The following is a 26970-nucleotide window of genomic DNA, read 5'->3' as shown; positions in this document are numbered from 1 at the left end:
TCCAATTGATATCTTCAGGCTATTCGTTTGCATTCCCAGACAATGCGCCGTTGCCAGCCCCACATCGGCACTATTTATGCGCATAGAAATGAGTTTACCGCTATGAATCCCCAGCAACGGGTGTTTCGCGTTCGCCGCAAATACAATCGGTGGGTCGCGAACGAGACACTGGAAGACTACGCACTACGGTTTACCGCCAAAAGTGCCCGTCGCTGGACAGTCGCGCGGGTATCAAACACGGCGCTCGGTGCTATTTCGTTTCTAGCTCTTGAAGCGATAGGCGGTGCGATCACCCTGAGCTATGGCTTCAGTAACACCGTAGCGGCGGTCGTTGCGGTTACGATCATTATTTTTCTGACCGGCTTGCCCATTTGTTATCACGCCGCCCGCCGCGGGGTTGATATCGATCTACTCACTCGCGGAGCGGGTTTCGGCTATATTGGCTCTACCATAACCTCGCTAATTTACGCCTCGTTCACGTTTATATTCTTCGCACTAGAAGCCGCCATTATGGCGCTCGCCCTAGAGTTAACGCTGGATATCCCCCTCCGATACGGCTACCTCATTAGCGCAGTGGTGGTTATCCCCTTAGTAACTCACGGCATTACATTTATCAGCCGTTTTCAGCTGTGGACGCAACCGCTTTGGGTAATACTGCAGCTCTTGCCGCTAGTGTGTATCGTCGTTCAATCTGACGACGCCTTTGATAATTGGATCGACTTTACGGCACCCGACAGCGACCCAAATTTAAACCTTCTCGCGTTTGGTGCCGCCTCTGCGGTTATCTTTTCATTGATCGCACAAATAGGCGAACAGGTCGATTTCCTGCGATTCTTACCCCACCAAGAAAAACCCGATAGGCGCTGGTGGCTGGCCTTGATTGCCGCCGGACCTGGTTGGATTGTTAGCGGTTCAATTAAAATTCTAATCGGCTCGTTCTTGGCGGTATTGGCTCTCAGCCACGGCATTCCATTTAGTGAGGCCTCCGATCCTAACCGAATGTATTTAGTTGCCTTTAGTTACCTAACTAATTCACCGCAATTAACGCTCTTTTTAGTAGGCACTTTTGTTATTTTGTCGCAGCTTAAGATTAATGTGACCAATGCCTACGCTGGATCTATTGCGTGGTCCAATTTCTTCTCCCGCCTCACCCACAATCACCCCGGTCGAGTAGTGTGGCTAGTGTTCAATGTAACGATTGCACTGCTACTTATGGAACTTGGCATCTACCGAGTATTGGAAGAGATTCTCACCGCTTATTCGATTATTGCCCTAGCGTGGGTAGGATCGCTGGTTGCAGACCTGGTCATAAACCGTCCGCTGGGTCTGCGCCCCGCTACTATGGAATTTAAGCGCGCCCACCTTTACGATATCAATCCGGTGGGCGTTGGCTCTATGCTGATTGCATCGATACTGGGCTTTCTCGCCCACTTCGGTCAGCTAGGTGAAACCGCTCAGGCACTGGCATCATATATCGCGCTAGGCAGTACATTTATTTTTGCCCCTTTGATTTGCTGGTTAAGCAAAGGCAAATTCTATATTGCTAGAGAGCCCCTCTTAGCCAGCAGCCACGCTTCACTGCGATGTTGTCTTTGCTATCACCAGTTTGAAGGCGAGGATATGAGTCACTGCCCCGCCTATTCCGGCCCAATATGTTCGCTGTGCTGCTCACTGGACAGCCGTTGTCACGATATGTGTAAAACTAACTCGCGCATGGCAGAACAGCTAACTAGTGCGCTTAGCTTTATCTTGCCACTCACATGGATTCGCTCACTAAATACCCGAACCGGCCACTTCATCGGCTTATTTACGCTAATAAGCTTTATGATCGCCAGTGTATTGGCACTAGTTTATGTGCAGATCACCATTGACGAAGGTATGGAGCGCAGCCTTGCTGCTAGCGCGCTCAGCAATGTCTTCTTTATCCTACTTATTGTGTCCGGAATTCTCGCGTGGATGTTTGCCTTGGTGCATGACAGTCGCCGCGTGGCCCAGGAAGAGTCACAACGTCAAACCGAATTACTGATGACAGAAATTGAGGCTCATAAACAAACCGATATGCAATTGCAACAAGCAAAGGAAATCGCAGAATCAGCAAACCAAGCCAAAACCCGCTATCTTACTGGGATCAGCCACGAGCTGCGCTCACCACTTAATGCAATACTAGGCTATGCACAGCTTCTAGAAAAAGACCCCAGTATTCCAGCAAGCAGACTTGATGCTCTCAAAGTTATTCGCCGCAGCAGCGAACACTTGGCCGACCTAATAGAGGGGCTACTGGATATTTCCCGCATTGAAGCGGGCCGACTTGAGCTCTCTACCTCGGACGTCAATATTGGCAATTTGCTGGATCAAATAATCAGCATGTTTCAGGTTCAAGCGCAGGCAAAAGGTATTGGCTTTAGCTATGACCGGCTGACGCCATTACCCGAGACGGTGAAAACCGACGAGAAACGCCTGCGTCAGATCCTCATCAATCTTATTTCCAATGCCATTAAGTACACTCCCGAAGGTCGGGTAAATTTTACTGTTAGCTACCGCAATCAGGTCGCGGAATTTATTATTAATGACACCGGCATCGGCATTGCCGCTGACGATATAGAACGGGTATTTCAACCCTTTGAGCGCGTTCGCAAGCCGGGCTCACCGCATACCACCGGTACGGGTTTAGGTCTGACAATCACCCGCTTGCTCACCGATATTATGGGTGGTGATATCGCCATTCATAGCGAAGTGGGTGTCGGCAGCGAAGTAAAATTATCACTGATGTTAAGTAGTACTGACCGCCTAGCAGTGTCTTCACCGCTGGAACGGAAAATTATTGGCTACAAGGGCGGCGAGAAAACCCTATTTGTTGTCGATGATGAACCCACTCATCGCAGCTTGTTAAACGATTTTCTTAAGCCACTTGGGTTCAATGTAATATCCGCCCCGGATGGCAACACCTGCTTGGATATGCTGCGTTACTGTGATCCGCAGCCACACATTTTCTTATTAGACATTTCAATGCCGGGAATGAGCGGCTGGGAACTTGCGGCCACTATTCGCGAACGCATTCACAATGCGACTATTATTATGATCTCGGCTAATGCCGCCGAAGTGACACCAGAGAGCAGCGATGTCCCGCCCCACGACGCCTACCTTTTTAAACCCATTCGCCTGTCACAACTGCTCAACTATTTAGCTAAGCACGCCGCTATAGTCTGGCAGTATGAATCTGAAGAACACCGTGTAGCGTCTATTTCCGCCGCCACCACGCCGGTAAATTTGGGTGTGCCCCTTAGCGATGAGAATCGCCGCGAACTTATCCAACTTGCAAAAATAGGTTACGCAAAGGGAATCAAGCACTGCTTGGACAAAATTTCTGAAGAAGGTAATGCCGACCCTGCGACAGTGAGCACCTTACAAGAACTTACTGCCGGATTTCAGTTTGGCGCACTCATTAATGCTTTGGACGACACCTCATCATGAACACTTATCGTGGTAAAAAAGACGTTGTTCTGATTGTCGATGACTCCCCCGACACACTCAGCATGCTGAACGACACCCTAGATCAGGCGGGAATTACCGTACTTGTTGCCTTAGAAGGAGCCCAAGCCCTAACTATCGCCGCCAACATTACGCCAGACGTGATTTTAATGGACGCACTGATGCCAAATATGGACGGCTTTGAAACATGTCGCAGGCTCAAAGAAAATCGGGATCTGGCGCATATCCCTGTCATATTTATGACAGGGCTTAGTGATACTGAAAGCATTGTTAAAGGTTTTACAGCCGGTGGTGTCGACTATATTACAAAGCCTGTAAAAGGCGACGAGTTGATCGCCAGAATGCTGGCGCATCTGAGTAATGCGCGCCTGACATTAAGCGCTAGAGTAGCACTGGATAGCGCGGGGCAATTTCTATTTTCCGCCGCAGCTGATGGCAATCTCTTATGGGCCACGCCGCAGGCCTATCACTTACTTGAAGACGCCGGGCTAGATACGCAGTGGTTGAGCGAAAATTTGCCCACCCAGCTACGCCAACTGCTTGCACCGCATTTTAATAAAGAAAAAGGTTTATTAATTAAAGCTGCCGAAAAGGCCTTGGAAATCCGCTACATCAGTCAAACTGGCAGCGACGAATACTTACTCCAGTTAATCGACATGGAGCGGCCTTCTGACGTTGACCGGCTGCGCTCCGCGCTGCCGATGACCGAACGTGAGTCTGAGGTGTTGCTGTGGATTGCTCACGGTAAAACCAATCGGGAAATCGGCACCATATTAAGCATGAGCCCGCGCACTGCGAATAAGCACTTGGAACAAATTTTCCGAAAACTCAACGTTGAAAACCGCACTGCCGCAGCAGTAATTGCACTTAAACACTTACAAAATTAAATTGTCTTGCTCGGTAGATGTTCTGACTTAGACGCTAGTCAATTCGGCACTCAAACACTCTGCGCTGATAAGCAATATCCAGAGAATCACGGGCAAGTGGGGAATCTATATTTAGTAATGCGCTGTTACTATTGCCGCGTTTAAATGTAAGCGCTCTGGGATCTCACAAACTGTGACCGCAGGCACCCAATATCATTATTAGAGCCTGCGCACCAATATGGATCTGGTCGTGGTGCGCCCGCCCCAAGATATTGCACGCCGTGCGAAGGACTAGTTAGTTTTGGTAAATAGTAAATCCCAAACGCCGTGACCCAGACGCTCACCACGCTTTTCAAACTTGGTGATCGGCCGATAATCTGGTCGCGGCGAATATTGGCTGACACCGGCCACATTGCTATAGCCTTCAGCATCGCTCATTACCGTCATCATATGCTCGGCATAATGCTGCCAGTCGGTAGCCAAGTGCAAAACACCGCCGATTTTAAGCTTGCTGCGCAAAACCTGAACAAATGGGCCTTGAATGAGGCGACGCTTATGGTGGCGCAGCTTGTGCCAAGGATCAGGAAAATAAATTTGAATACGGCTTAAACTGTCATTGGGAATGCAATGCGCCAGCACTTCCACCGCATCGTCTTCGTAGGTGCGAACATTTGTCAGACCGGCGTCCTGCACCAAGTACATCAAACGACCAACGCCCGGGGTGTGGACTTCGACGCCAATAAAGTCATTCTCTAAAGCACTCCCCGCCATTTCTGCAAGAGAGTCGCCCATACCGAAACCAATTTCCAATACGACCGGTGCGACGCGCCCAAAGGTGGCTTCAAAATTTTGCATGCCGTCGCTGCGCTGCAAACCCAGCTCGGTCCAATTAATCTCGTAGGCGCGCCGTTGCCCGTCGGTCATGCGTCCGGTGCGAAGGACAAAGCTCTTAATGCGACGACGGATAGGTGCGACGTTATCAGTCATTACATTGCTTTCCATGCAGAGTAGGCCAGACACGCCCAGGCCACTAAAAACATTAGGCCGCCGATGGGGGTAATCGCTCCCAACCACCGCGCTCCCGTGAACGCCATGGCATATAAGCTACCGCTGAATACCAGTACACCCACAAAAAATAGCACCGCAGATACTCGCAGCGACATATGCTGAACACCGCTATACATAAGCAAGCCGACGATGAGTAATGCGAAGCAATGATAGAAATGGTACTGAACAGCGGTTTGATAAACCGCCATCATATCCGCAGATAAAGTCGCTTTTAAACCGTGTGCGCCAAAGGCACCTAAGCCGACTGCAAGAAAACCAAGAATTGCCGCTATAAAAAGCGTTAACGATGCCATGGGCCTGCCCAGATAGTAATTGAAGGCTTATTGTACGGATGTCAGCGGGCTTACAAAAGACAGCGGCCTAGGCGAATGACAATTTAAGCACTAATAATGCAAAAGCCTCGCGATGCGAGGCTTTTATTTGAATATAAAGACATGAACCGAGGGTGTAATTACGCTTCCATCGCCACACGCAGCTTTTTCATGGCCGCTTGTTCGAGCTGGCGAATACGCTCTGCTGAAATACCATAGCGATCAGCGAGGTCATGCAAGGTTGCTTTGGTATCGCTTAACCAGCGGCTTTGCAGGATGTCGCGGCTACGCTCATCTAGATCAGACAAGGCCAGCGACAGACTCTGGTGGTTATTCTCTTCCAGATTGTCAGATTCCAACAGCAAAGCAGGATCAGTACTGTGATCTTCAAGATAGTGTACTGGAGCAACAGGACCGCGCTCATCGTCAGTATCGGCATCGAAACCAACATCTACCGAGCTTAGGCGCCCTTCCATTCGTCGTACTTCAGCGACATCCACACCTAAATCAGCAGCAACCGCATGCACTTCATCGTTGCTCAGCCAAGATAGCTGTTTTTTTGCACTGCGCAGATTGAAAAACAATTTACGTTGCGCCTTGGTGGTGGCTATTTTAACAATACGCCAGTTGCGGAGGACGTATTCATGAATCTCTGCTTTAATCCAGTGAACGGCAAATGATACCAAGCGTACGCCTTTTTCAGGATCAAAGCGCTTAACGGCTTTCATTAAGCCAACATTTCCTTCCTGAATTAAATCAGCTTGCGCCAAGCCATACCCTTTATAGCTTTTTGCAATATGTACCACAAACCGCAGATGCGACATAACCAACTGGCGGGCCGCCTCTACATTGCCGTGATAAAAAAGGCTCTCAGCCAGCTCCCGCTCGCGCTCTGCACTGAGCACCGGAATACTGCCGACCGATTGAATGTATGCAGAGAGATCACCACCCGGTACAAGCTGCTGTATCGGCTGTAAATGACTACTCATCGCACATCCTCCTAAAATTCATTGATGAAACTACGTTTTTTACCGCTGCTTATTAGAGTACCAAACGCAGTAAAGTTCAAGTGCTTGGGCCAAAAACCCCCTATATCGCGGGCTGGCGCTACTCATCGCGGCTCTATCGCCCGCAGTTCACGGCCCACTACCAACCACGCCCCCAATAAACCCAAGGCCGCGGCAAAAAGCCACAACACTATAGTCTCAAGAAAACCTAGGCCCAATAGGTGAAAGTCACTCTGGTAAGAAAGAGATAAATCTGCAATGGGGCCGCGCAGCCACCACAAGCCACCCTGCACGAGCAGCCAAGCCATCAAGCCGCCCCCAAGACCGTACCATAAACCAGTATACAAAAAAGGCCTGCGTACAAACGCATTGGTGCCACCGACTAATTTCACAACCAGAATCTCGTCACGCCGACCCTCTATTGCTAATTTAATCGTGTTGCCAATAATAAGCAGCACGCCCACCGCGAGCATTGCCGCTAAGGCCAGGGTTAAACGCCGCCCCAACTCGGTAATACGATTAAGGCGCTGAAGCCACTCCATATCTAATTTGGCAAGCTCTACCTGCGGCAGTTGCCCCAGCTCGGTCTGCAAGGCAGTCACTGCGCTTGCTGACACATTGGCCTCGCGGGGGGTCACTACAATCAAGCCAGGCAGGGGGTTGGCGTCGAGCTGATCTAGCACATCGCCAAAACCAGAACTAGCGCGAAACTCCGCCAGTGCAGTATCGGGGGAGATATATTCCGCCACGAGCACGCCGTCGCGCTCCGCAATATTACGCCGCAAGGTCTCTGCCTGTGGAGCGCTTACGTTTGGCTTTAGAAACAAGGAGATGCGCGCGGCGCCTTCCCAGCCATCGCTTACCGCATCAATATTATTCAAGCCGATATACAGGCCAGCGGGTAATGCCAGCGCAATGGCAATCACCAAGATGGTCATCAACGAGGTCGCGGGACTAATAACTAAACGCCTCAAGCTATCGACGGCCACTTGCTGGTGATGACTGCGGTAGCCCGCAAGGCGATCACGAAAGCTGGTTTTATGTTTGCGCGCGCCTTTCACGTCCTTTCTGGCTGCTGGCGTCTGCAGCCTCTCCAAGCGCCGCTTGTTCATTTTATTCTGCTTATTAGGACGCATCGCCATCCCCGCCTGGCTTAACAAGCTGACCTTTACGCAAGGTCAGTAGACGATATGGCATACGCGCAATTAAACCTAAATCATGGGTCGCAATTAATACCGTGACGCCAACCTGCTTAAACTGCTCAAACAAATGCATAATTTCAGCGGATAATTGCGGGTCTAAGTTACCGGTGGGTTCGTCGGCCAGCAATAAGGCCGGTTTGTTAACCACCGCACGAGCAATACCCACCCGCTGCTGCTCACCGCCAGACAGCGTAACCGGATTTTTTCGCTCTTTATCCAGCAGACCAACTTTATCTAAGGCGGCCCGAACTCGGCGACCGACATCTCGATGGCCATAGCCGGCAATAATAAGTGGCAATGCCACATTGTCGTATACCGTGCGATCAAACAATAATTGATGATTCTGAAAGACCACACCCACTTCACGGCGCACTTCTGGAATATTGCGCGCCGGCAAACGCGACAAATTTCGGCCGCCAACAATGACTTGGCCTGAGCTAGCGCGCTCCATCACCATAATTAGCTTCAGCAATGTGCTTTTGCCGGCGCCGCTATGACCGGTTAAAAACCGCATTTCGCCACGAGGAATATGAAAGCTCAGCTTAGTAAGCGCTTCATAACCACCGTCGTAACGTTTACAGACCTGATCAAACTCAATCATTGTTTCTGCTGCCACCCAAATAAGGCGCCGACAAATTCATTAGCACGGAAGGGCCGTAAATCCAAAATCCCCTCACCCACACCAATGAAGCGAATAGGAATACCTAGCTGCTTGCTGATTGCAAAGACAATACCACCCTTCGCTGTGCCGTCGAGCTTCGTTATGGTTAGCCCGGTAACACCAACCGCCTTCTGGAAATGCTGAACCTGCGACAAAGCGTTTTGACCGGTTCCGGCATCCAGCACTAACATCACCTCATGCGGCGCTTCGGGATCGAGCTTTTTAAGCACCCGAACGACCTTTTTCAATTCTTCCATTAGATTGTCTTTGTTATGCAGACGACCAGCCGTGTCCGCAATCAAAACATCAATATGGCGTGCCTTCGCCGCCTGAAGAGCATCAAACAACACCGAGGCGCAATCGGCACCAGTATGCTGCGCAATAACTGGCACGTCGTTACGCTCACCCCACACCTGTAACTGCTCAACCGCCGCAGCACGGAAAGTATCGCCCGCTGCCAGCATCACTGAGCGGCCACCAACCTGAAGCTGCTTCGCGAGTTTGCCTATTGTGGTGGTTTTACCTACCCCGTTTACGCCAACCATTAAAATCACATAGGGCTTGTCACTAACTGGGATTATCAATTCTTCTTCCGCCGCCGCAAGCATGGTGCTCAGCTCTTCTTGCAGCGCGACATACAAGGCTTCGGGATCATTTAGCTCTTTGCGCGACACTCTACTGGTGAGATTACTAATGATCTCCTGGGTCGCATCCACCCCCACATCCGCCATTAAGAGATGCGTCTCAATCTCTTCGAGCAATTCATCATCAATCTCTTTGCGGCCGAGGAATAAATTGGCCATGCCCTCACCCAGCTGGGCGCCGGTCTTACTCAGACCCTCACGGAAGCGAACCAGCAGAGACGCCTGCTCCTCTGGTGACAATTCCAGATGCTGCCATGGGGCAATTTCGGCATCATCAATAAAGCCTTCAGCCGCGGCCAATGCCGCTAGATCTTCCTCTGAACCAACAAAAGACTCTTTAAACCGGGCGAATAATCCCTTCTTTTTAGCTTCCGACTCTAGTTCCGGTGGTGTGGCGTTATCTGTCATGCGGGTATATAAATTCCGAGGTGAGGTTTACAGCAAAAATAAAAGCCTTATCCTACCATTTCTCTGAGTAACTGGCACCGGAATCCCATGCGCAAACCGCAAGGTCAACACAGCAAAGAAACACAGGGCACGCTAAGAATCATCGGCGGCCAATGGCGCAGCAGAAAACTATCCTTTAAAGCAGCTGAAGGGCTGCGACCAACCAGCGACCGGATTCGCGAAACCCTGTTTAACTGGCTTAGCCCCCATATCCACGACGCGAGCTGCCTAGACCTATTTGGCGGATCTGGCGCCCTAGGGCTAGAGGCATTATCGCGTTATGCTGCGCACTGTGACTTTGTCGAGGCAGATACCCAGACCTGTCGGCAAATACGGGAGCACCTGATCACACTCAAGTGCAATAAGGCGGCGGTGCACTGCCAAACCGCTGAGGCATATCTTGCAAGCACAGCCGTAACGCAGCAGATTATTTTTATCGACCCACCATTTCACCAAGACCTGCTAGCCCCGACCATCGCAGCCCTAGCAAAGCAGCACCTAGCCAATGGCACTCTCATTTATGTTGAAACAGCAGCAAATGAGCCGCTGCCCGCACTCCCCGAGAATTGGTATATCGATAAAGACAAGAGAGCCGGAAACGTTAGTTACCGTCTAATTTCCGTTCATGCTTAATCTAATGAATGACACGCATAAAGGATTGGCTTAAAACGGCAGTGGGAGAAACTTCAGTGTTTTCGCAATCTTCAAAAACCCTTATTTCTGGTGGATTTCATCACACTCAGCACAGAGACCCAATGGACAAGCACTAGCCCGAACTGATTATTCAAATGACGCAGCCGCCCGCCAATACTAGAGCGCTAGATACAAGCTCAATATAATAACAACGGTAACCATTATGACTGACACTTTAGCCCGCGACGGCGCCGCAGATTGCTTTTCTCCGGCATCAATCAATGGTCTTGAGCTCAAGAATCGTTTCATCAAAGCCGGCACCTTTGAGAATATGACGCCCGGTGGCATGCCCAGCGAGCGTCTCAATATATTCCACGGCGCATTTGCCGATGGCGGTATCGCTATGACCACTCTTGGCTATTGCGCAGTCGAAATGGACGGCCGTCTGAATGAAAACATGATGTATATGCACGAAGGCATACGCTCCCAGCTCAGTAAGCTCATTGCGGATCTTCATGGGCGCGGCACCAAGGTGTCTGGCCAAATGGGCCACTGCGGGGGGTTTTCCAAAAACAGTGAGCTAAGCCGCAAGCGTCCATTGGGTCCCAGCTTCGGTTTGAATGGCCTTGGCCTGTCTCGCGGCATGTTGTTCTGCGACGCCATGACCCTCCGAGATATTGACGAACTAGTGGCCAACTATCGCAAAGCGGCTGTCTTTATGAAGTCTGTCGGTTTCGACGCGCTGGAGATTCATCTTGGTCACGGTTACGGCCTCTGCCAATTTATGAGTCCGAAAACGAATAAGCGCAAAGATAATTACGGCGGCAGCCTAGAAAATCGCATGCGACTTCCGCTGCAAGTATTAGCTGCGGTGCGCCAAGCTGTCGGCAAGGATTTCCCTCTACTGGCCAAGATCAGCATGACCGAAGGGGTGCGCGGCGGCCTTCATTATGATGACTCGGTGGCAATCAGTAGATTCTTAGATAAGGCTGGGATTGACGGGATTATTACCAGCGGCGGCACCAGCACCATGAATCCGATGATCATGTTTCGCGGCGGCAACATTTTACCAAGCATGCTGAAGACCGAAACAAGCCTGATCATGCGACTGATTCTGCGCTTAGCGGGCAAATCTATGTTTAAAGATTACCCCTATCATGAACTGTATTTTTTAGAGCAGGCCAAACGAATTCGTGATGCGGTGTCATGCAAAATGATCTATGTGGGAGGCGCCAGCAGCAATGCAAGCTTTGCCACACTAATGGAGCAGGGCTTTGATTTTATTCAACTAGGTCGAACTCTGCTGAGCGACCCTGACCTAGTCAACAGCGCAAAGTTAAACGCTGACTTCGTTAGCCGCTGCACCCACTGCAACGACTGCATTAGCACTATTGAAAGCCCGCAAGGTATTCACTGCACACAGTTTTCAGGCGCTCAATAATCGCCAATGGTTTATCTGTTTTTGCGACCAAAAAGATTAAGGGCAAAAATTGGGAAAGAAATAATAGGCAGCGTACCGGGTATATAAAAACCGTATACCACCAAGGCTTCTAAGTTGGTTTCGGGTGCAATTAAGCGCTTACCGATAAATAGGGCATTGATGATTGGCCCAATGATATTGGCATAACAACCCAGCACCAAGAAAACCCGCGCCAGAGTAATACCTTTGCCATCCACATTCATTCGCTGCCACACGCCCGCCACCGCCAACACCACTAAGCCATTAATAAGGCCTTCCATATGGGCAAATCGCCACGCGCCATATGTGGGGCTGGTGACCTCTTGGCTTGCCGCGGCGATAGAGAAACCGATCCCCGCGAGCAGCCCCAGAAATAAAATAATGACGCCATGAAAAGCTAAACTGTGCTGCTGTTCAACTGCCTTATTTACATTAGACATCTAGTTCCCCTTTTATTGTTAGATGAGTTGACTTACTGAGGCTGACATATGAAAACCGGAATATCACGATCCGTGCGGGCTTGGTACTGATCAAAATCAGGGTAGAGACTTAATAAATGCGGCCATAATTCACGCTTTTGATCATCAGTGGCTTGGCGGGCGAGATACCTGTTTTTATCCCCGCGAACCATGATGTCGATCTCCGGCTGGGCGGCGATATTAAAGTACCACTGAGGGTGTTTTTCCATACCACCTTGAGAAGCAACCAATAGTTTTTTGTCATCCCAAGGCAAGTGGATCAGAGCTATCTCGCGCCGCTCACCACTCTTACGGCCCGTCATACCCACGATACATATTGGATAACCGCCGGGAAAATTCTTTAACAAGCGACCACCACTTTTCTTATACACCCACACATTGAAGCGGGTGTAATATTTCATCACTAGCTGGATTCGCTTTTGCCATTTCAAGGGTATTTCGTCGACGTCTTGCCGACGTGTCTTCACGTAATCTAGCTTTTTGGGCATGTTTTTTTATTCTCTTAATTATCAACTCCATGATTTTACGGGAATTGACTGCCCTCATGCGTCGTCCATCTGGAGTGCAAAAAAAAGCCTGCCATCACTTAATACTTTAAGCGATGGCAGGCTGTATTTAGCTAGGGAGATTAACCAATCCAGTTAGGCTTGCGACGCAGATCCAGAGTATGAGGATACTCGCCCGGCGACTCTTCTGGTGGCGGTGCCATCGGCCGCGGTGGCTCGGTGAAAAATTCACGTACCGCGTCCAGATCCGGCCTTGGCGTGTAAGGCCCTGGAGTGTGAGCTACCGTACTAAAGCGGTTACCACGGCGCGACTCAGCCTCAAACGCATTTACAGGGAAGGTTTCATAAGTTCTGCCACCGGGATGCGACACGTGGTAGCTGCAGCCACCTAATGAGCGTCCCGTCCAAGTATCGATCAAGTCAAACACCAAGGGTGTGTGCACTCCGATAGTAGGATGTAAGGCCGATGGTGGCGCCCATGCACGGTAGCGAACGCCCGCAACGTATTCACCATGACGGCCGGTATTCGCCAGCGGCACTCTGCGGCCATTACAGGCAAGCACAAAACGACTATCCGTTAGCCCAGTGAGTTTTACTTGCAAGCGTTCGACCGAGGAATCGACATACCTTGCGGTGCCAAAGCTACCGATCTCTTCGCCAAGCACATTCCAAGGCTCAACCGCCCAGCGCAACTCAATTTCAATTTCATCGAGTTTAACGCGACCATAATGAGGAAAGCGAAACTCCTCAAACGGCAACAACCAGTCAGCTTTAAAGGGATAATCTGCACGTTCTAAATCGGCTACCACATCCTTCATGTCCTGCCATAAATAATGCGGCAACATAAATTTATCGTGCAGCGCCGTACCCCAGCGAACCAAGGGTTTCTTATAGGGTTCATTCCAAAAGCGAGCCACCAAGGTCCGGATCAACAAGGCCTGAACCAAAGACATGCGGCTGTGCGGCGGCATTTCAAAGCCCCTAAATTCCAGCAGCCCCAGACGGCCTGTCGCACTGCCCGGCGCGTATAGCTTGTCGATACAAAATTCGGCGCGGTGAGTATTGCCGGTGATATCAATAAGTAGGTTGCGCATTAATCTATCGACTAACCAGGGTTGATCTGCAAGCCCATCCGGCATTTGTTGAAAGGCGATTTCCATCTCGTACAACATTTCATCGCGACCTTCGTCAGCCCGTGGCGCCTGACTGGTTGGACCGATAAACGCGCTCGAAAAGATATACGACAAACTTGGATGATGCTGCCAAAACGTGACCAAGCTGCGCAGTAAATCAGGCCGACGCAGAATGGGGCTATCACTAGGTGTAACGCCACCCAGGGTAATGTGGTTGCCACCGCCGGTGCCAGTATGACGGCCATCGAGCATAAACTTCTCAGCCGCAAGGCGTGACTCTCTAGCCGCCGAATACAGTTCGGTGGTATTCGCCACCAACTCCTTCCAGCTAGAGGTGGGGTGAACATTCACCTCGATAACACCGGGGTCAGGCGTCACCAGCAGCTTTTGTATCCGTGGATCGCGAGGAGGTTCATAGCCCTCTAAAATCACCGGCACACTCTGCTCTTTGGCGGTTTCTTCTATGGCGGCGACCAGCTCCACATAGTGCTCAAGACTATGCAACGGCGGCATAAAGATATGGATTTTTCCACCTCGGGCCTCAATACACATCGCAGTGCGAATTAAGGGCTGCGCGCACTTTAGCTTGTCGGCGACAGCTTGCGATGCGCTTTGCAGTCGCTGTGGTGTTGGTCCCCTAGCCTCGACAGGAAAATGAATATCCTGACGCGCCTGTAGGGCATCTCGCTCCTCGAAGGGGTCACGATCTGGCTGAATCTCTGGCTCTTCTAGCTCAGGCAAATCACCAAGTGGCAAGCGCAGGCCCATTGGAGAGTCACCCGGCGTCAAAATAAGACGCTCGCGTTTTACATTCCAAATACTACTATTCCATTCGCCGGCCACAGACTCCCACGCCAATGGCACAATATAGCCAGTGGGCTTTTTAAACCCTTGCTCAAGCAAGCGAGCCAAACGCCGGCGGCCCAGATCATCACCAATCTTAGCAGCCAGAATATCGATATTTTTGGGTATTTTTTGCTCCTGCAATAGGTAGTGCAAGGCATCTTCATAGGCAGGCTGAGCATAATCCTTAGCCAAGCTTAATTTCTCAATCAAGCCTAATGCGAATTGCTCTGAAGTCGCCACAGTGTGACCATAGTCCTTGTCTACTCGGGCCAACAGATCAGGATCTGTCCACAGCGGTTCTTTGTCCTTGCGCCAAAACAAGCCCAGCGCCCAACGCGGCACTTCCTCGCCCGGATACCATTTGCCCTGACCATAATGTAATAGACCTTGCGGTGCAAAGTGGTCGCGCAACTTCAGAAGTAAGGTTTTCGCCAAACTCAATTTATCAGCGCCAAGCGCACCGGTATTCCACTGCTCTGATTCCATATCGTCTACTGATACAAAGGTAGGCTCCCCCCCCATTGTCAGACGAACATCATTCTTAACTAAATCCGCATCAACCTGCTCACCGAGCATCAAAATATCTGCCCATTGAGCATCGCTATAAGGTTTTGTTACCCGTGGGTCCTCATGAACTCGCTCGACCATATTGGAATAATCGAACTCTACCTCACACTCGTCGGTAAAACCTTCTATGGGAGCTGCTGATACGGGATCAGGTGTACAGGCCAAGGGAATATGCCCTTCGCTGGCAAACAGGCCAGACGTGGGATCAAGACCGATCCAACCGGCGCCGGGAATAAATACCTCACACCAGGCATGCAAGTCAGTAAAATCCTCTTCCGGACCACTAGGGCCATCCAATGATTTTTCATCTGAGGTTAATTGCACCAAGTAGCCAGACGCAAATCTTGCTGCGATACCTAAATGCCGGAATAATTGCACGGCCAGCCATGCGGAATCTCGGCATGAACCTTTGCTCAGCTGCAGGGTTTCTTCAGGGTCTTGCACGCCGGGCTCAAACCGTAGGCAGTATTCAATCTTTTTCTCAAGCACCTGATTTACTTCAACTAAAAAATCGTTCACAGGGCGCTTTGTTGACGAAATAGATTTCAGTAATTTATTAAATAATTTGCCCTGCTTTTCCTTTGCAAGATAGGGTGCAAGCTCCTTTTTGAGCTGCTTTTTATAGTAAAACGGGAATTTTTCAGCGTACTCTTCTACAAAAAAGTCAAAGGGATTGATAACGGTCATATCCGCAATCACCTCAACCTCTATAGAAAATTTTTCAGTTTTTTCCGGAAAAACCAAACGGGCAAGATAGTTACCAAAGGCGTCTTGTTGCCAGTTTAGAAAGTGATTCTCGGGCACCACCTTCATGCTATAGCTATGAATTGGGGTTCTGCTATGAGGCGCAGGCCGCAAGCGTATTACGTGCGGTGAAAGTTCTACCAAACGGTCAAAGCTGTAGTATGTCTTGTGATGAATAGCCACGCGAATTGTCATTACTTCTCCTGCGATAACCGCATTTACGTCAACATCCGTTTAAAAATTCAAAATACAATGCCGAACAACAAACCCACTCTTCTCGGCCCACAAACAACAATAGCCTTGATAAATTCAGGTAGTGCTCAAGTATAGGCAATTTGCTTTAGAAGCTCACTAAATAAGCAGCGCGGGCTGAATAAAACCGAACGCTTTGCTGACTCAAACTGAGAAATGGGCGGTCTATACTGCATAGCCTAATCAAGCACACATCAGGCCAACTAATAGTTAAAATTGAAAAGACCGCCACAATGGCCAGACGATCCCGCACCTGTCGAGCTTGCCCGAGGAAAGTCGATGGCGAGGATTATTCGGAGAAATAAACATCTAACTTGATGGTAAAACTGGCCTCAGCATTCCAGTCATCTATTTTTGGGAAAAACACCTCCGGCCCTGCAGTGAAAAAGATCCAATCTTCGTAGAGCTTGTAGCTATAACTGGTGCCAACAAAATAGGCTGTCATTTGCGTACTGAACTCCGTGGAAAACACCGATCCTACTCGATACTCCAGCGCCGACCTTTCAGATAGATTCTGGCTCAATGAGAGCACGTGGACATTTTCAAAAAAATCATTCTGGTCCTCGAACTCAAGAACGGTAAAATAACGCAGGCCGAAATTTGACCCCAAGCGCCGCTGCATTTCAAACTCGCTAGTTTCGCCCCAGCCCCGATCACTGAAATACCATATTTCTTGGGTGAACTCAGGCTCCCACTCGCCCCACTTATCCATTGGCCGCCGCAAGCGGTAACGTCCAAATGTCACCAAGGGAACCCGCAATTTAATACCGACCCGGGCCGAACGCTTCCATTTATTCCACTCGTCATCGGGGGTGATTTCTAAACCGGATACGGACTCCCTGCGCCGAAATCGCTCCCCAGTCGAATTACTCCTCACTCTCTCCTCTAGGGAGTTTTCGGTGTATTCGTCGCTGCTAAAGAACAATTTGGCCCTGCGTTGAGTATTTGGCAAATCGAACTTGGCCTTCACTCTTAGATCGGTTTGGATTTGTCCGCGCTCCTCCCAAGTTTGGCGCATCTGGAGCTTAACGTAACTTTCATTTTTATAGTCAGGTGGGGAATTTTCGCTAGTGAAGTAGTAATCAACACCTTCCGCAAAGTCAATCCAACGGCCAGACCATTCATCTCGGGTGGATTCTGCACTATTCATGGTGCGCCCCAAGAATCCCACTTCGGGGGTGTCTGAATCTAGCGATTCCGCCGCTAGAACAGGCATTGCCAACATTAGCGAACATGCTATATGCGGAAATATCTTCAAGTAAGGCTTTTTGTCCCGCATACAAACTAAGGCTCTGGCTGATTTACGATCAGTAGTAAAACTATAGGAAGTGGAATCTGATACGTCCATTAATTAGACACAAAAAAGGCACCCGAAGGTGCCTTAATCGAAGTATGTCTAATGCATATCAGCCATCTTTCAAAGCTTCTTGACGCTCAAGCTCTTTATTCATGAATTCCATCCACTGCTTGGCGTAATCAGCAGACTTCTCACTTTTGGCAGCCTCTTTGAATGCCTTACGCGCACCTTCATATTCCTGAAGATTAAAGCGAGCCATACCAAGCACAAGATAGGCATTATCCGGACGTTTAATGTCGCCCTTTTTAAATGCGTTCTCAATAGCCTCTGCCGCCTTATCAAACTGATCATTATCAAGATAGATATTACCCAAGCGCGACCACAACTCACCCTTATCGGATTTAGATGCAGCTTTCTCCATTTCTGGGATCGCCTTCTTCAACTCTTGAGCTTGACGCCATGCATTGCCAAGTAACTCAAGGTTTTTAGACGTCGCGGGGATATCACCCTTCTTGATGCCTCTATCAAGGACCTTCGCCGCTTTATATGGCACTTCCTGTGACAGGAAGAGGTACGCCATGTTAATCAGCTCTTTGTCGTTATCCAGAACACCTTCGGTGTAAGCGGTCTCCATTGCGGCAGTCGCTTTTGCATCCATTTTTAGCTCGTTGTACATTGCTGACAACTGCAGCCAATAGGCCTTCTTCTGGTAATGCTTGAGAGTTTCTTCAAGAATCGCTGTTACGCGCTTGATATCATTTTTCTCATAGTACAAATAGCGCTGTAGACCCCACCACTGCTCTTTAGGAACTTTGCCGCGGCTAGTGTAGTCATTGATAGCAACTTCAATGTACTTTAGCGAGCGATCAAGGTCTTTAAGCTGATAGTAGCCCTGAGCTAATAAGGAGTAGGCACCAGCACCAGGGTCTTCACCTAGCGCTTGCTTAGCCTTAAACCATTCTAAAAGGGTGCGAACACCGCCTTTATAATCCTCTTTCACGAAATAAAGCTGCGCAATGGTGTATTTAGTATTTAACTCCATTGCTTCCGGAATATCCGGCTGCTTTACCACATTACGATATGCGTCTAGCGCTAACTCATACTTTTCCTGAGTAAAGTAAATAAACGCATACATATTATAGAGGTTGGCTAGCTCGTAACTATTTAGTGAATTCCGCCCTTCTTTATCACGGAGTTCATTAAGTAGCCCTATGGCCTCATTGTATTTCTTATCGTCCGCGGCCATCTGCGCTGCGTTTAATTTTTCATAAACTTTAGCGCGGATCGCCGGCGTTCTGCGTGTGCTCCGCTTGGGCTTTTCCTTCTTCTCAGCAGCGTGGGCAATACCCACGCCTTGCTCACCAAGTATCGGCTGTAAGGATGAACTTACAATCGGCATGGCAAACACTGTAGCTAGACCAAGAGCGATAGAACAACCCAGCTTGACCAACACCGGACGCAACGATTTAGTGCTCGAGTGATAATCAGACATCATTTTTCCAACTCATAAGTGAACCGGTTTTGTATGCCCGGCACCTCGATAGGCTCGCCGTCGGACACACGCGGTTTGTACTTAAACTTCTCAGCCGCTTTAACTGAAGCCCGTTCGAAATAACCTTGAGGCTCACAATCTACCGCAACGATATCCCGAGTAGTACCCGCCTTAGTTACTGTGTACTCAACTGTACAGTAACCAGTTACACCACGACTTTGCGCGCGACGCGGATAAATAGGGGCAACTTTAACGATTGGCAAGTACTCACCGTCTGAGGCAGAAAGCCCACCGGCGGTATTTGTCAAATCAACACTCTGAGTTGGCGACATATTGACTGCATCCAGGTTCGGATTGATGTCTTCCATCTCAGGTTGCTCCATATCCGGTGGCGGCTCATCTGGCTGCTTCGGCTTATCGGGCTTGCTGTCTTTCATTGTTTCAATTTTGGTGTCTGGCATTTGTATATCGGCTAGCTTCGTACGCGGCTTTTCGTCCAGCGTTTTATCCGCCATCTCGATAAGGTACGGCATTATGATGAACAGCGCAGCTGTCACCATAAATGCCAACACAGCACCAATTAATAGTCGAAGAATATTCATATTAATCAGCTGTCTTCAGTTGCCAATGAAACGTCATATACGCCTGCCGACCGGCTGGCGTCAATAACCGCAGTAACCGTCTCGGTAGTCGAGGCTTTATCAGCCTGAATCACCACGGCACCTTTAGGATTTTCCGCATGCATACGCTCTACAACAGAGCGAACCGCACGCTTATCTACCCGGCGCTTATCAATCCATATTTCATTAGTTGCTGTCACAGCAATCAGAATATTAGCATTCTCTTTCTTACTAGATGTTGACGCGTCAGGGCGATTCACCTCGACACCAGCTTCCTTAATAAAAGACGCTGTTACAATAAAGAAGATCAACATGATAAACACAACGTCGAGCATCGGCGTCAAGTCTATTTCAGAGGGATTATCCTCTGTTCCGGCTCTTTTATTCCTTCTCATGTTCGCTCTCTTAGTGATCTGTTGTCAGATGGTCTTCCAAAAGCTCGCTTTCGCGCTCTGCAATACTTTTTACATAAGTATTGATAAAGACGCCTGACAGAGCCGCAACCATACCCGCCATAGTCGGGATTGTTGCCTTGGAAACACCGCCAGCCATCGATTTCGCATCGCCGCCACCCGTCACCGCCATGATGTTAAACACTTCAATCATACCGGTAACCGTGCCCAACAACCCCAACAGTGGACACAGTGCCACCATTGTTTGGATCATTGGCAAACTCGCATTTATCTTAAGTGATACCTGAGATATCAACTTTTCACGAATTTGCTTGGCATTCCAAGATTTGCGCTCTGTGCGCTTTTCCCAGCTACCAATGGCTCCATCGACGTCTTTCGACAGCTCAAATTTGTAGTACCAAAGTCGTTCTAGAGCGAGCGTCCACATCAGGAAAGTCAGACCGGCAATGGCCCAAAGTACGTTGCCGCCTGACTCCATGAATCTTCGGATAATCTCGATCCATTCATTCAGTAGGTACATCGCCTATTTCCCCGCGTGACCTTCCGTGTGTTCGGCAATGATGCCCGTAGTTTGCTGGTCAAGAACATGAATAATCTTCTTGGCACGACCACTTACAAAGGTGTGCAGCAGAACAGTAGGGATCGCAACCACCAGACCAAGTACGGTCGTTACCAGTGCACCGGAGATACCACCAGCCATTGCTTTCGGATCACCTGCACCGAAGATGGTTATAGCCTGGAAGGTTATAATCATACCGGTTACGGTACCGAGCAGACCTAGCAGAGGCGCTACCGCAGCAATGATTTTCAGCAGATTCAGTGAGTTCTCCAAGCGTGGAGTTTCCTTGAGAATTGCTTCTGAAAGCTTCAACTCAAGTGTCTCTGGATCCATTGTTGGGTTGTCTTCATGCACTTTTAACACACGGCCAAGACTGTTATTGGTATTTGCTTTCTTGCTTTTCAGCTGGCTGTTTACTTTCATGTCTTCCAAGCTGAGGACAATCAGGCGCCAAAAGGCAATTAACAAGGCAAGCGCACCGACGGCTGTGATGACATAACCAACGACACCCCCTTGATGCCAACGCTCTTCAAGAGTAGGGCTGTCAATCAAGGCTGCAAGGTAAGAACCACCCGTTGGACCAGTAGGGTCAACACCGAAAGGAGTCATACCAGAAGTGGTTTGAGTAAGCTCTTCAGCCCAGTCAGTATAAGGACCTGCTGGCTGACGCGATAACACCGCAAGAGCACCGGTTTCAGAAATATACTGAAGGTATTCGCCTTCGCTGCTTACCATGTTGAAAGTACCAACACGCACAACTTCCTGCTCGCCACTCTCTCCGCCAGCGCTGGTTACTGAAGTTTTAAACTTCACAATGCGGCCAGATTCAGTCATTTCACGTTGCAATTCAAACCAGACGCGCTCGATCTCTACAATGCTTGGCAGTTCTTCGGCGCCAGCCATTTTAGCAATCAAGTCATCTACGAACTGTTCACGATCAGGGAACTGAACACTGATGATAGACGTCATGAAGTTTGAACGCAGATCACCAGCAGTAGATGTTAGGTGGCCAAACAGTTCTGTCAGGGTACCCAAACGCTCTTTCAACTGACGCTGTTTCTCAACAATGACTGTTTCGTTTTCTTCGAACGCTTTCTCAAGGTCAGATGAGCGCTTTTCTTCAGAAGCCAAGGTACGCTTAGCTTCATTGAGCGTATTTTGCTGATCAGCACGCGCAGAGGCAAAGCGCTGTTCACGCTGCTTATTCTCGCGAATATCAGATACACGTCCCTGCTGAACCATCTTCAACAATTCGTCCAGCGACTTTGCGTCTTCGGCCATTGCTGGCATAGCTGCAACGGCAATCGCACCGCTGAAAGCCAAGACAGCAGCCTTTAATAGATTACGTTTCATTATTTAGCAGCCTCCGGCGCCGGAATCGGGAGTTTCATAATATCGATAGAAGCTTGCTTCCGTGCGATACGCAGACCTTTCTGAACTGCACCACGGTAGTCGCCGGAATCTAGCTCAACCCATTGACGCTTGTCCTGGTCCCAAGCACCTGACTGTTCGCCGTCCATTGACTGATACATCAAGCCAATACGACCAATACGCAGGAAGTTAACTTCACGCTCAGAACCGCCAACGCTAGCGACACCTTTGTAGCTATCGATTTTACGGCCATACTCGTTTTCGATTTTGTAGGCTTCAAGAACCTGACGGAATTTTTCTGCGATAGTGATATCCGAGCGATCAATATTGGTACGCAAGAATTCAACTCGCTCAGTGCGCTCTTCGATATGGAAAGGCACGTCCAAAGCAACAAACTGCTCTAGGCCGTCAATCATACGAATCAGCAGGGGAGTGATTTGGCGTTGAATGATAGTCGCCTCATCAACAGATTTACCCAAGCTTGCAATGCGGCGCAGTTGGTTAGCAATCTGCTTCTCAAGACGGGCATTGTAGACACGGAGACCGTCTACTTGCTTCATCACTATTTTGTAGTCTTGCAGCAAATCACCAGTGTCAGCGGCCAAACGATCGATTTTCAACTGCGATCGTTTTGCTTCTACGGTTCTCTTGACACCAACATCAAGGACTTTGCTAACTGGAATTAATGGTTTGGCTGGCGCTGCGGCTGGTTCTTGCCCAGCAGTCGTATCAGCTGAATAGGCCGGCGATCCCGCCAGCATACCAACAGCCACACTGACCGCCAGCGCGATTGTTTTCAATCGTTGCGTTTTCATGGGAATTGCTTTTCCTATTTGGGACGTTTAGTGAAAGCAGAGCTTATTATCTTCTTAAGTAGCCGTACGGCCAGTCGTAAGACCATGCTTTCATACAGCGGAGCATATTTTAATCATGTGCAAACCTAAGAATCAACGACAAACTAAACTTTTCGTAATATAAAATTTCTTGCCAATTTTATGTGGTAAAGAGTTACATTTTCGTGAATAGTGGTAACACCGGCCGCCACCCAAGTAACGCACAAAGTGTGAATATTGTAGCCTAGTCGAAATTACGCAAAAAACAACGACCGCCCAAAAGTCAAGTTACTCGGTCATATCCTCTGCAAAGTTACAAGGCTATAGCCTAGCCTTTCATCAGGCGTTACCGGGTAACACTCACGTGACACTTCCCGCCACTCTTCTGGGACAATTTCGGGAAACCAAGCATCGCCATCAGGCTCGATATCGACCTCGGTTATATACATTCTGTCGACCTCAGCCAGCGCCTGTCGGTAGATGGTTTCACCTCCAATGATGAACACCTCATCAAGCCGGGCAGAAGCGGCTTCACGACGAGCAAGCACTAGAGCCCCGGGCAAATCACCAACTACCGCCGCGCCTTCCGCGATATAGCCTTGTTGGCGACTGATCACGATATTAAAACGCCCCGGTAGCGGGCGGCCAATCGACTCCCAAGTCTTGCGCCCCATCACAATTGGCTTAGCCATGGTGGTCGCCTTAAAGTGTTTTAGGTCTGCGGGTAAATGCCATGGCAATTGATTATTCGCGCCAATAACGCGGTTTTTAGCCATGGCTACAATAAGTGAAACAGTAACCACTAAGTTTCCTCGCTTTTATATGGCTATAGGGGCTTTTATCCCCGGGTATGGATCGTAACCCTCAAACTCAAAATCGTCAGCCGTGTAATCAAAAATCGACGCGGGACGCCGTTTGATGACTAACTTCGGCAGTGCCCGGGGCTGTCGGCGCAACTGTGTTTCAACGATCTCCTCAGTGAGGTGATTTTGATATAGGTGGCAATCGCCGAAGGTGTGAACAAAGTCCCCCACCTCTAAATCGCATTGCTGGGCAATCATATGCGTGAGCAGTGCATAACTGGCGATATTAAACGGCACTCCCAGGAACAGATCGGCGCTGCGCTGATAGAGCTGACAAGACAGGCGACCTTCAGCAACATAAAACTGGAACAGGGTGTGACACGGCGGCAGCGCCGCTTTGCCACGCCGCGCGTTTTCTTGTGGGCTCAGCGACTCATCAGGCAAATCTGCCGGATTCCAGGCATTCACCAGCAGGCGACGAGAATCTGGCTTGCGACGTATCATATCCACCACGTCACTTATCTGATCAATAGTCGAGCCATCTGGACAAGCCCAGCTACGCCATTGTTTTCCATAAATTGGCCCGAGATCGCCATCCTCCAAAGCCCACTCGTTCCAAATCGTAACACCGCGCTCAAGCAGCCAATTATTGTCACAGCTGCCTTCTAGGAACCAAATCAGCTCATTAATAATACTGCGCAAATGCACTTTCTTGGTCGTCAGCAGCGGGAAACCGCTGCGCAAATCAAACCGCAGCTGGCGACCAAACACTGAGCGCGTGCCAACCCCGGTACGATCTCCTTTATCAGTGCCGTTATCTCGCACATCGCGCAACAAATCTAAATACTGCTGCATATTATTTCCCACCCTTAGCGACTGAGCGCGAGTAAGTCCAAATCAACAAGCCACCACCAATCAAAATCATCGGTAGCGACAACTCCTGCCCGCGAGTCATCCAACCCAGCGAATCAATGCCAATATGAGAATCCGGTTCACGAACAAATTCCACTAAAAAGCGAAAGCATCCGTAACACAATAAAAACAAAGAACCCGCAGCGTAGGGAGGTCGCTGCTTGCGGGTAAACCAAAATATAATAATAAATAACACCACACCTTCAAGCGCGAACTGGTAAAGCTGGGACGGATGTCTCGGCAATTGCAGCGCGTCTTTGGGGAATAACATACCCCAAGGCTTATCGGTGGGCCGGCCCCACAACTCCTGACCAATAAAATTACCGATACGCCCCAAACCCAAGCCAATCGGTGCCAGCGGCGCGATAAAATCCCATAAGGCAGAGACCGGCACCTTAATGCGACGCGCGTATAAAGCCACCGCGACTACAACGCCGAGTAAACCTCCGTGGAAGGCCATACCGCCTTCCCAGACCCGAAACAGCCACAGCGGATCTTGTAAAAACTGGGGAAAATTATAAAAAAGAACATAGCCGCAGCGACCACCAACGATGACACCCACGGCGCTATAAAAAATCAGATCCTCAACTTGGGCCTCGTTCAAGGGACTCCAAGGCTGCGTAGTTCGGCTTTTAGCAATAAACCATGCCGCCGCAAAACCAGCCAAATACATCAGGCCATACCAATGTATCGCCAGCGGCCCGATTTGCACCGCCACTGGATCAAAATCCGGATGTATCAACATGCCTTAAAGCGCTCCCCAAATAAACTGACAACCCACCACCAGTAAAAACATCGCAAAACATTGTTTCAAACGCTTCGCCGAAAGCCGCTGCGCCCAATGAGCGCCCAACTTTGCACACGGCACGCTCAACAGCGCGATACCAACAAATGCAGGTAAATATATAAAACCAAAACTGTAGGCAGGTAAATCTTGATGCCCAAAACCGGCGACCATATTACTCGCTGACCCAACGACTGCAATAGGCAGCCCACAAGCCGCCGACGTCGCCACCGCCGCTTGCATGCGCACATTACACCACGTCAAATACGGCACTGTTAAAGAACCGCCACCAATTCCGAACATCGCCGAAAAATAACCAATAACTAGCCCTACAGACCTTAAGCCGAGCTTTTTCGGGAGCTGCCGCGAGGCGATGGGCACAGCACCAAACGCCATATAGGCAGCAATAATTAGACTAAACACGCCAAAGGCAAGCTTCAATACTTGTCCGGGCAGCAGTGCCGCGGTCGCAACGCCGCAGACAACCCCCACCGCAATACCTGGCGCCAATATCCGCCAACACGACCAATCAATATTGTTTAGCTGGTGGTGGGCGCGCACCGAGCTCAGCGAAGTCACAACAATGGTTGCAAGCGAGGTACCTATCGCCAGTTGCATTGCCACTTCTGGTGCCACAGCCAAAAAACCAAAGCAGGCGACCAATGCCGGCACGATGACCAGCCCGCCACCCACTCCAAACAAACCTGCAGACAGGCCTGCAAATGCGCCAACGGCTAAATAAACCAATAGAATCATGCCGCTGAAGTCTCTAGCAAAGCTGCTATTATGACGGCCAAACTCTCCAAACAACAGCGAATGGACTCATGTGCCTGATATTATTAAGCTGGCAGACAGACCCGGACTACCCCCTAACTATCGCCGCTAATCGCGACGAGTTTTTTAAGCGCCCCACCCTCGCGGCAGACTTTTGGGCAGAGCACCCAGACATTTTGGCAGGCCGAGACTTAGAGTGCGGCGGCAGCTGGCTGGGTGTCAGTCGCAAGGGCCGGTTTGCCGCGGTTACCAATCTGCGCGAGATCACATCGAACGGCGACCGCAGTCGCGGCAATTTAGTAAAGGACTTCCTGCTTAGCTCGCAGACAAGCCGTCAATTTGCCGACCAGTTAGAGTCTCAAAAAACTGAGTTCCGTCCCTTTAACTTTATCGCCAGTGACGGCGAGACGCTTTTTTACACCAATAATATCCAAGCCGGATGGCAAGTACTGAGCCCAGGAAATCATGCCATCGGCAATATTCCACTGAGTGCCGAAAACGCTAAGACTAAAAAAGGCGGCGCCGATATGACTAGCGCCATGGCGGAGAATGCTAGCCATGCAGAGTTATTGAATATGCTGCGTGATGCGACCCCGACAATAGACGCCGACAACGATATAAATCGGGCGCTTTCTTGCAGGTTTATCAGTTTGGAAGGCTATGGCACACGCTCAAGCAGTATTGTACGCACCCATAAAAACGGCCAATGGGACTTCTGGGAAAAGCACTATGCTAGCAGCGAATCCCAACAAGAAGCACTGCAACACTTTAGCTTTAGGGTGCATTCAGGCGCCTGAA

Annotated in this window: 25 protein-coding genes; 5 read left to right on the top strand and 20 right to left on the bottom strand. The window is 49.7% G+C overall.

The window, feature by feature from the left end; all coding sequences use genetic code 11:
- The first annotated feature begins 102 nt into the window (after positions 1–102).
- Positions 103–3471 carry a hybrid sensor histidine kinase/response regulator gene (locus AB4875_RS03970; RefSeq protein ID WP_368374752.1) on the top strand — a complete coding sequence of 1123 codons (3369 nt, stop codon included), beginning with the start codon at positions 103–105 and terminating at the stop codon, positions 3469–3471.
- Positions 3468–4376 (top strand): response regulator, encoded by a 909-nt coding sequence (locus AB4875_RS03965; protein ID WP_368374751.1) that lies wholly within the window; start codon positions 3468–3470, stop codon positions 4374–4376. Before AB4875_RS03970 ends, AB4875_RS03965 begins: the two co-directional genes overlap by 4 nt.
- Before the next feature lie 270 nt (positions 4377–4646).
- Here the strand turns inward: AB4875_RS03965 and trmB are convergent, their stop codons facing one another.
- The 6 genes from trmB to ftsY form a co-directional block, all read right to left on the bottom strand.
- Positions 4647–5342 (bottom strand): tRNA (guanosine(46)-N7)-methyltransferase TrmB, encoded by a 696-nt coding sequence (gene trmB / locus AB4875_RS03960; RefSeq protein ID WP_368374750.1) that lies wholly within the window; start codon positions 5340–5342, stop codon positions 4647–4649.
- Positions 5342–5716 (bottom strand): DUF423 domain-containing protein, encoded by a 375-nt coding sequence (locus AB4875_RS03955; RefSeq protein WP_368374749.1) that lies wholly within the window; start codon positions 5714–5716, stop codon positions 5342–5344. Before AB4875_RS03955 ends, trmB begins: the two co-directional genes overlap by 1 nt.
- Positions 5717–5874: 158 nt before the next feature.
- Positions 5875–6723, bottom strand: coding sequence for an RNA polymerase sigma factor RpoH (gene rpoH, locus AB4875_RS03950; RefSeq protein ID WP_368374748.1), 849 nt, complete (start codon positions 6721–6723; stop codon positions 5875–5877).
- 122 nt (positions 6724–6845) lie between these two features.
- Positions 6846–7853 (bottom strand): permease-like cell division protein FtsX, encoded by a 1008-nt coding sequence (ftsX, locus tag AB4875_RS03945; protein WP_368374747.1) that lies wholly within the window; start codon positions 7851–7853, stop codon positions 6846–6848.
- Positions 7854–7866: 13 nt separating this feature from the next.
- Complete coding sequence (gene ftsE / locus AB4875_RS03940; protein ID WP_368374746.1) at positions 7867–8544, bottom strand: cell division ATP-binding protein FtsE; 678 nt, start codon at positions 8542–8544, stop codon at positions 7867–7869.
- Entirely contained in the window at positions 8541–9656 is a 1116-nt protein-coding gene (ftsY, locus tag AB4875_RS03935; RefSeq protein WP_368374745.1) for a signal recognition particle-docking protein FtsY, read from the bottom strand. The genes ftsE and ftsY overlap by 4 nt, the downstream gene beginning before the upstream one ends.
- A gap of 87 nt (positions 9657–9743) precedes the next feature.
- Between ftsY and rsmD the strand changes: the two genes are divergently transcribed.
- Together rsmD and AB4875_RS03925 are read left to right on the top strand one after the other, a co-directional pair.
- Positions 9744–10328 carry a 16S rRNA (guanine(966)-N(2))-methyltransferase RsmD gene (gene rsmD / locus AB4875_RS03930; protein WP_368374744.1) on the top strand — a complete coding sequence of 195 codons (585 nt, stop codon included), beginning with the start codon at positions 9744–9746 and terminating at the stop codon, positions 10326–10328.
- Between the two features lie 223 nt (positions 10329–10551).
- On the top strand, positions 10552–11769 hold the full coding sequence (locus tag AB4875_RS03925) for an NADH:flavin oxidoreductase (RefSeq protein ID WP_368374743.1): 1218 nt from the start codon (positions 10552–10554) through the stop codon (positions 11767–11769).
- 11 nt (positions 11770–11780) lie between these two features.
- On the opposite strand, the gene AB4875_RS03920 is transcribed toward AB4875_RS03925, so the two are convergent.
- From AB4875_RS03920 to AB4875_RS03855, 14 genes are all read right to left on the bottom strand, one after another.
- Complete coding sequence (locus AB4875_RS03920; protein ID WP_368374742.1) at positions 11781–12227, bottom strand: styrene oxide isomerase; 447 nt, start codon at positions 12225–12227, stop codon at positions 11781–11783.
- A 32-nt stretch (positions 12228–12259) separates the two neighbouring features.
- Complete coding sequence (locus AB4875_RS03915; protein ID WP_368374741.1) at positions 12260–12754, bottom strand: nitroreductase family deazaflavin-dependent oxidoreductase; 495 nt, start codon at positions 12752–12754, stop codon at positions 12260–12262.
- 140 nt (positions 12755–12894) lie between these two features.
- Positions 12895–16257 carry a transglutaminase family protein gene (locus AB4875_RS03910; protein ID WP_368374740.1) on the bottom strand — a complete coding sequence of 1121 codons (3363 nt, stop codon included), beginning with the start codon at positions 16255–16257 and terminating at the stop codon, positions 12895–12897.
- Positions 16258–16603: 346 nt separating this feature from the next.
- Entirely contained in the window at positions 16604–17539 is a 936-nt protein-coding gene (locus tag AB4875_RS03905) for a hypothetical protein (protein WP_368374739.1), read from the bottom strand.
- Between the two features lie 181 nt (positions 17540–17720).
- Entirely contained in the window at positions 17721–19106 is a 1386-nt protein-coding gene (locus AB4875_RS03900; RefSeq protein WP_368374738.1) for a tetratricopeptide repeat protein, read from the bottom strand.
- Positions 19103–19705, bottom strand: a complete 603-nt coding sequence (locus tag AB4875_RS03895; RefSeq protein ID WP_368374737.1) for an energy transducer TonB — start codon at positions 19703–19705, stop codon at positions 19103–19105. Before AB4875_RS03895 ends, AB4875_RS03900 begins: the two co-directional genes overlap by 4 nt.
- Before the next feature lie 5 nt (positions 19706–19710).
- Positions 19711–20118, bottom strand: a complete 408-nt coding sequence (locus AB4875_RS03890; RefSeq protein WP_368374736.1) for an ExbD/TolR family protein — start codon at positions 20116–20118, stop codon at positions 19711–19713.
- Positions 20119–20128: 10 nt separating this feature from the next.
- Positions 20129–20656, bottom strand: coding sequence for a MotA/TolQ/ExbB proton channel family protein (locus AB4875_RS03885; RefSeq protein WP_368374735.1), 528 nt, complete (start codon positions 20654–20656; stop codon positions 20129–20131).
- Between the two features lie 3 nt (positions 20657–20659).
- Positions 20660–22048 (bottom strand): MotA/TolQ/ExbB proton channel family protein, encoded by a 1389-nt coding sequence (locus AB4875_RS03880; protein WP_368374734.1) that lies wholly within the window; start codon positions 22046–22048, stop codon positions 20660–20662.
- Entirely contained in the window at positions 22048–22881 is an 834-nt protein-coding gene (locus AB4875_RS03875; protein WP_368374733.1) for a DUF3450 domain-containing protein, read from the bottom strand. The genes AB4875_RS03880 and AB4875_RS03875 overlap by 1 nt, the downstream gene beginning before the upstream one ends.
- Positions 22882–23195: 314 nt before the next feature.
- On the bottom strand, positions 23196–23702 hold the full coding sequence (locus tag AB4875_RS03870) for a dihydrofolate reductase (protein ID WP_368374732.1): 507 nt from the start codon (positions 23700–23702) through the stop codon (positions 23196–23198).
- Between the two features lie 15 nt (positions 23703–23717).
- A complete protein-coding gene (locus tag AB4875_RS03865) occupies positions 23718–24557 on the bottom strand; it encodes a thymidylate synthase (protein WP_368374731.1) in 840 nt (279 codons plus the stop codon).
- 1 nt (position 24558) lies between these two features.
- Positions 24559–25359: a prolipoprotein diacylglyceryl transferase gene (gene lgt / locus AB4875_RS03860; RefSeq protein WP_368374730.1), complete on the bottom strand. Its 801-nt coding sequence runs from the start codon at positions 25357–25359 to the stop codon at positions 24559–24561.
- A 3-nt stretch (positions 25360–25362) separates the two neighbouring features.
- Positions 25363–26154, bottom strand: a complete 792-nt coding sequence (locus tag AB4875_RS03855; protein WP_368374729.1) for a sulfite exporter TauE/SafE family protein — start codon at positions 26152–26154, stop codon at positions 25363–25365.
- A 68-nt stretch (positions 26155–26222) separates the two neighbouring features.
- Here AB4875_RS03855 and AB4875_RS03850 point away from each other — a divergent pair, with 68 nt between their 5' ends.
- Positions 26223–26969, top strand: coding sequence for an NRDE family protein (locus AB4875_RS03850; RefSeq protein ID WP_368374728.1), 747 nt, complete (start codon positions 26223–26225; stop codon positions 26967–26969).
- The last annotated feature ends 1 nt before the right edge of the window (position 26970 follow it).

This window comes from Zhongshania sp. R06B22 (assembly GCF_040892595.1).
Taxonomy (GTDB): Bacteria; Pseudomonadota; Gammaproteobacteria; order Pseudomonadales; family Spongiibacteraceae; genus Spongiibacter; species Spongiibacter arctica.
Note: the sequence above shows the minus strand (reverse complement) of the source record. Positions and strands in the feature narration are given on the sequence as shown.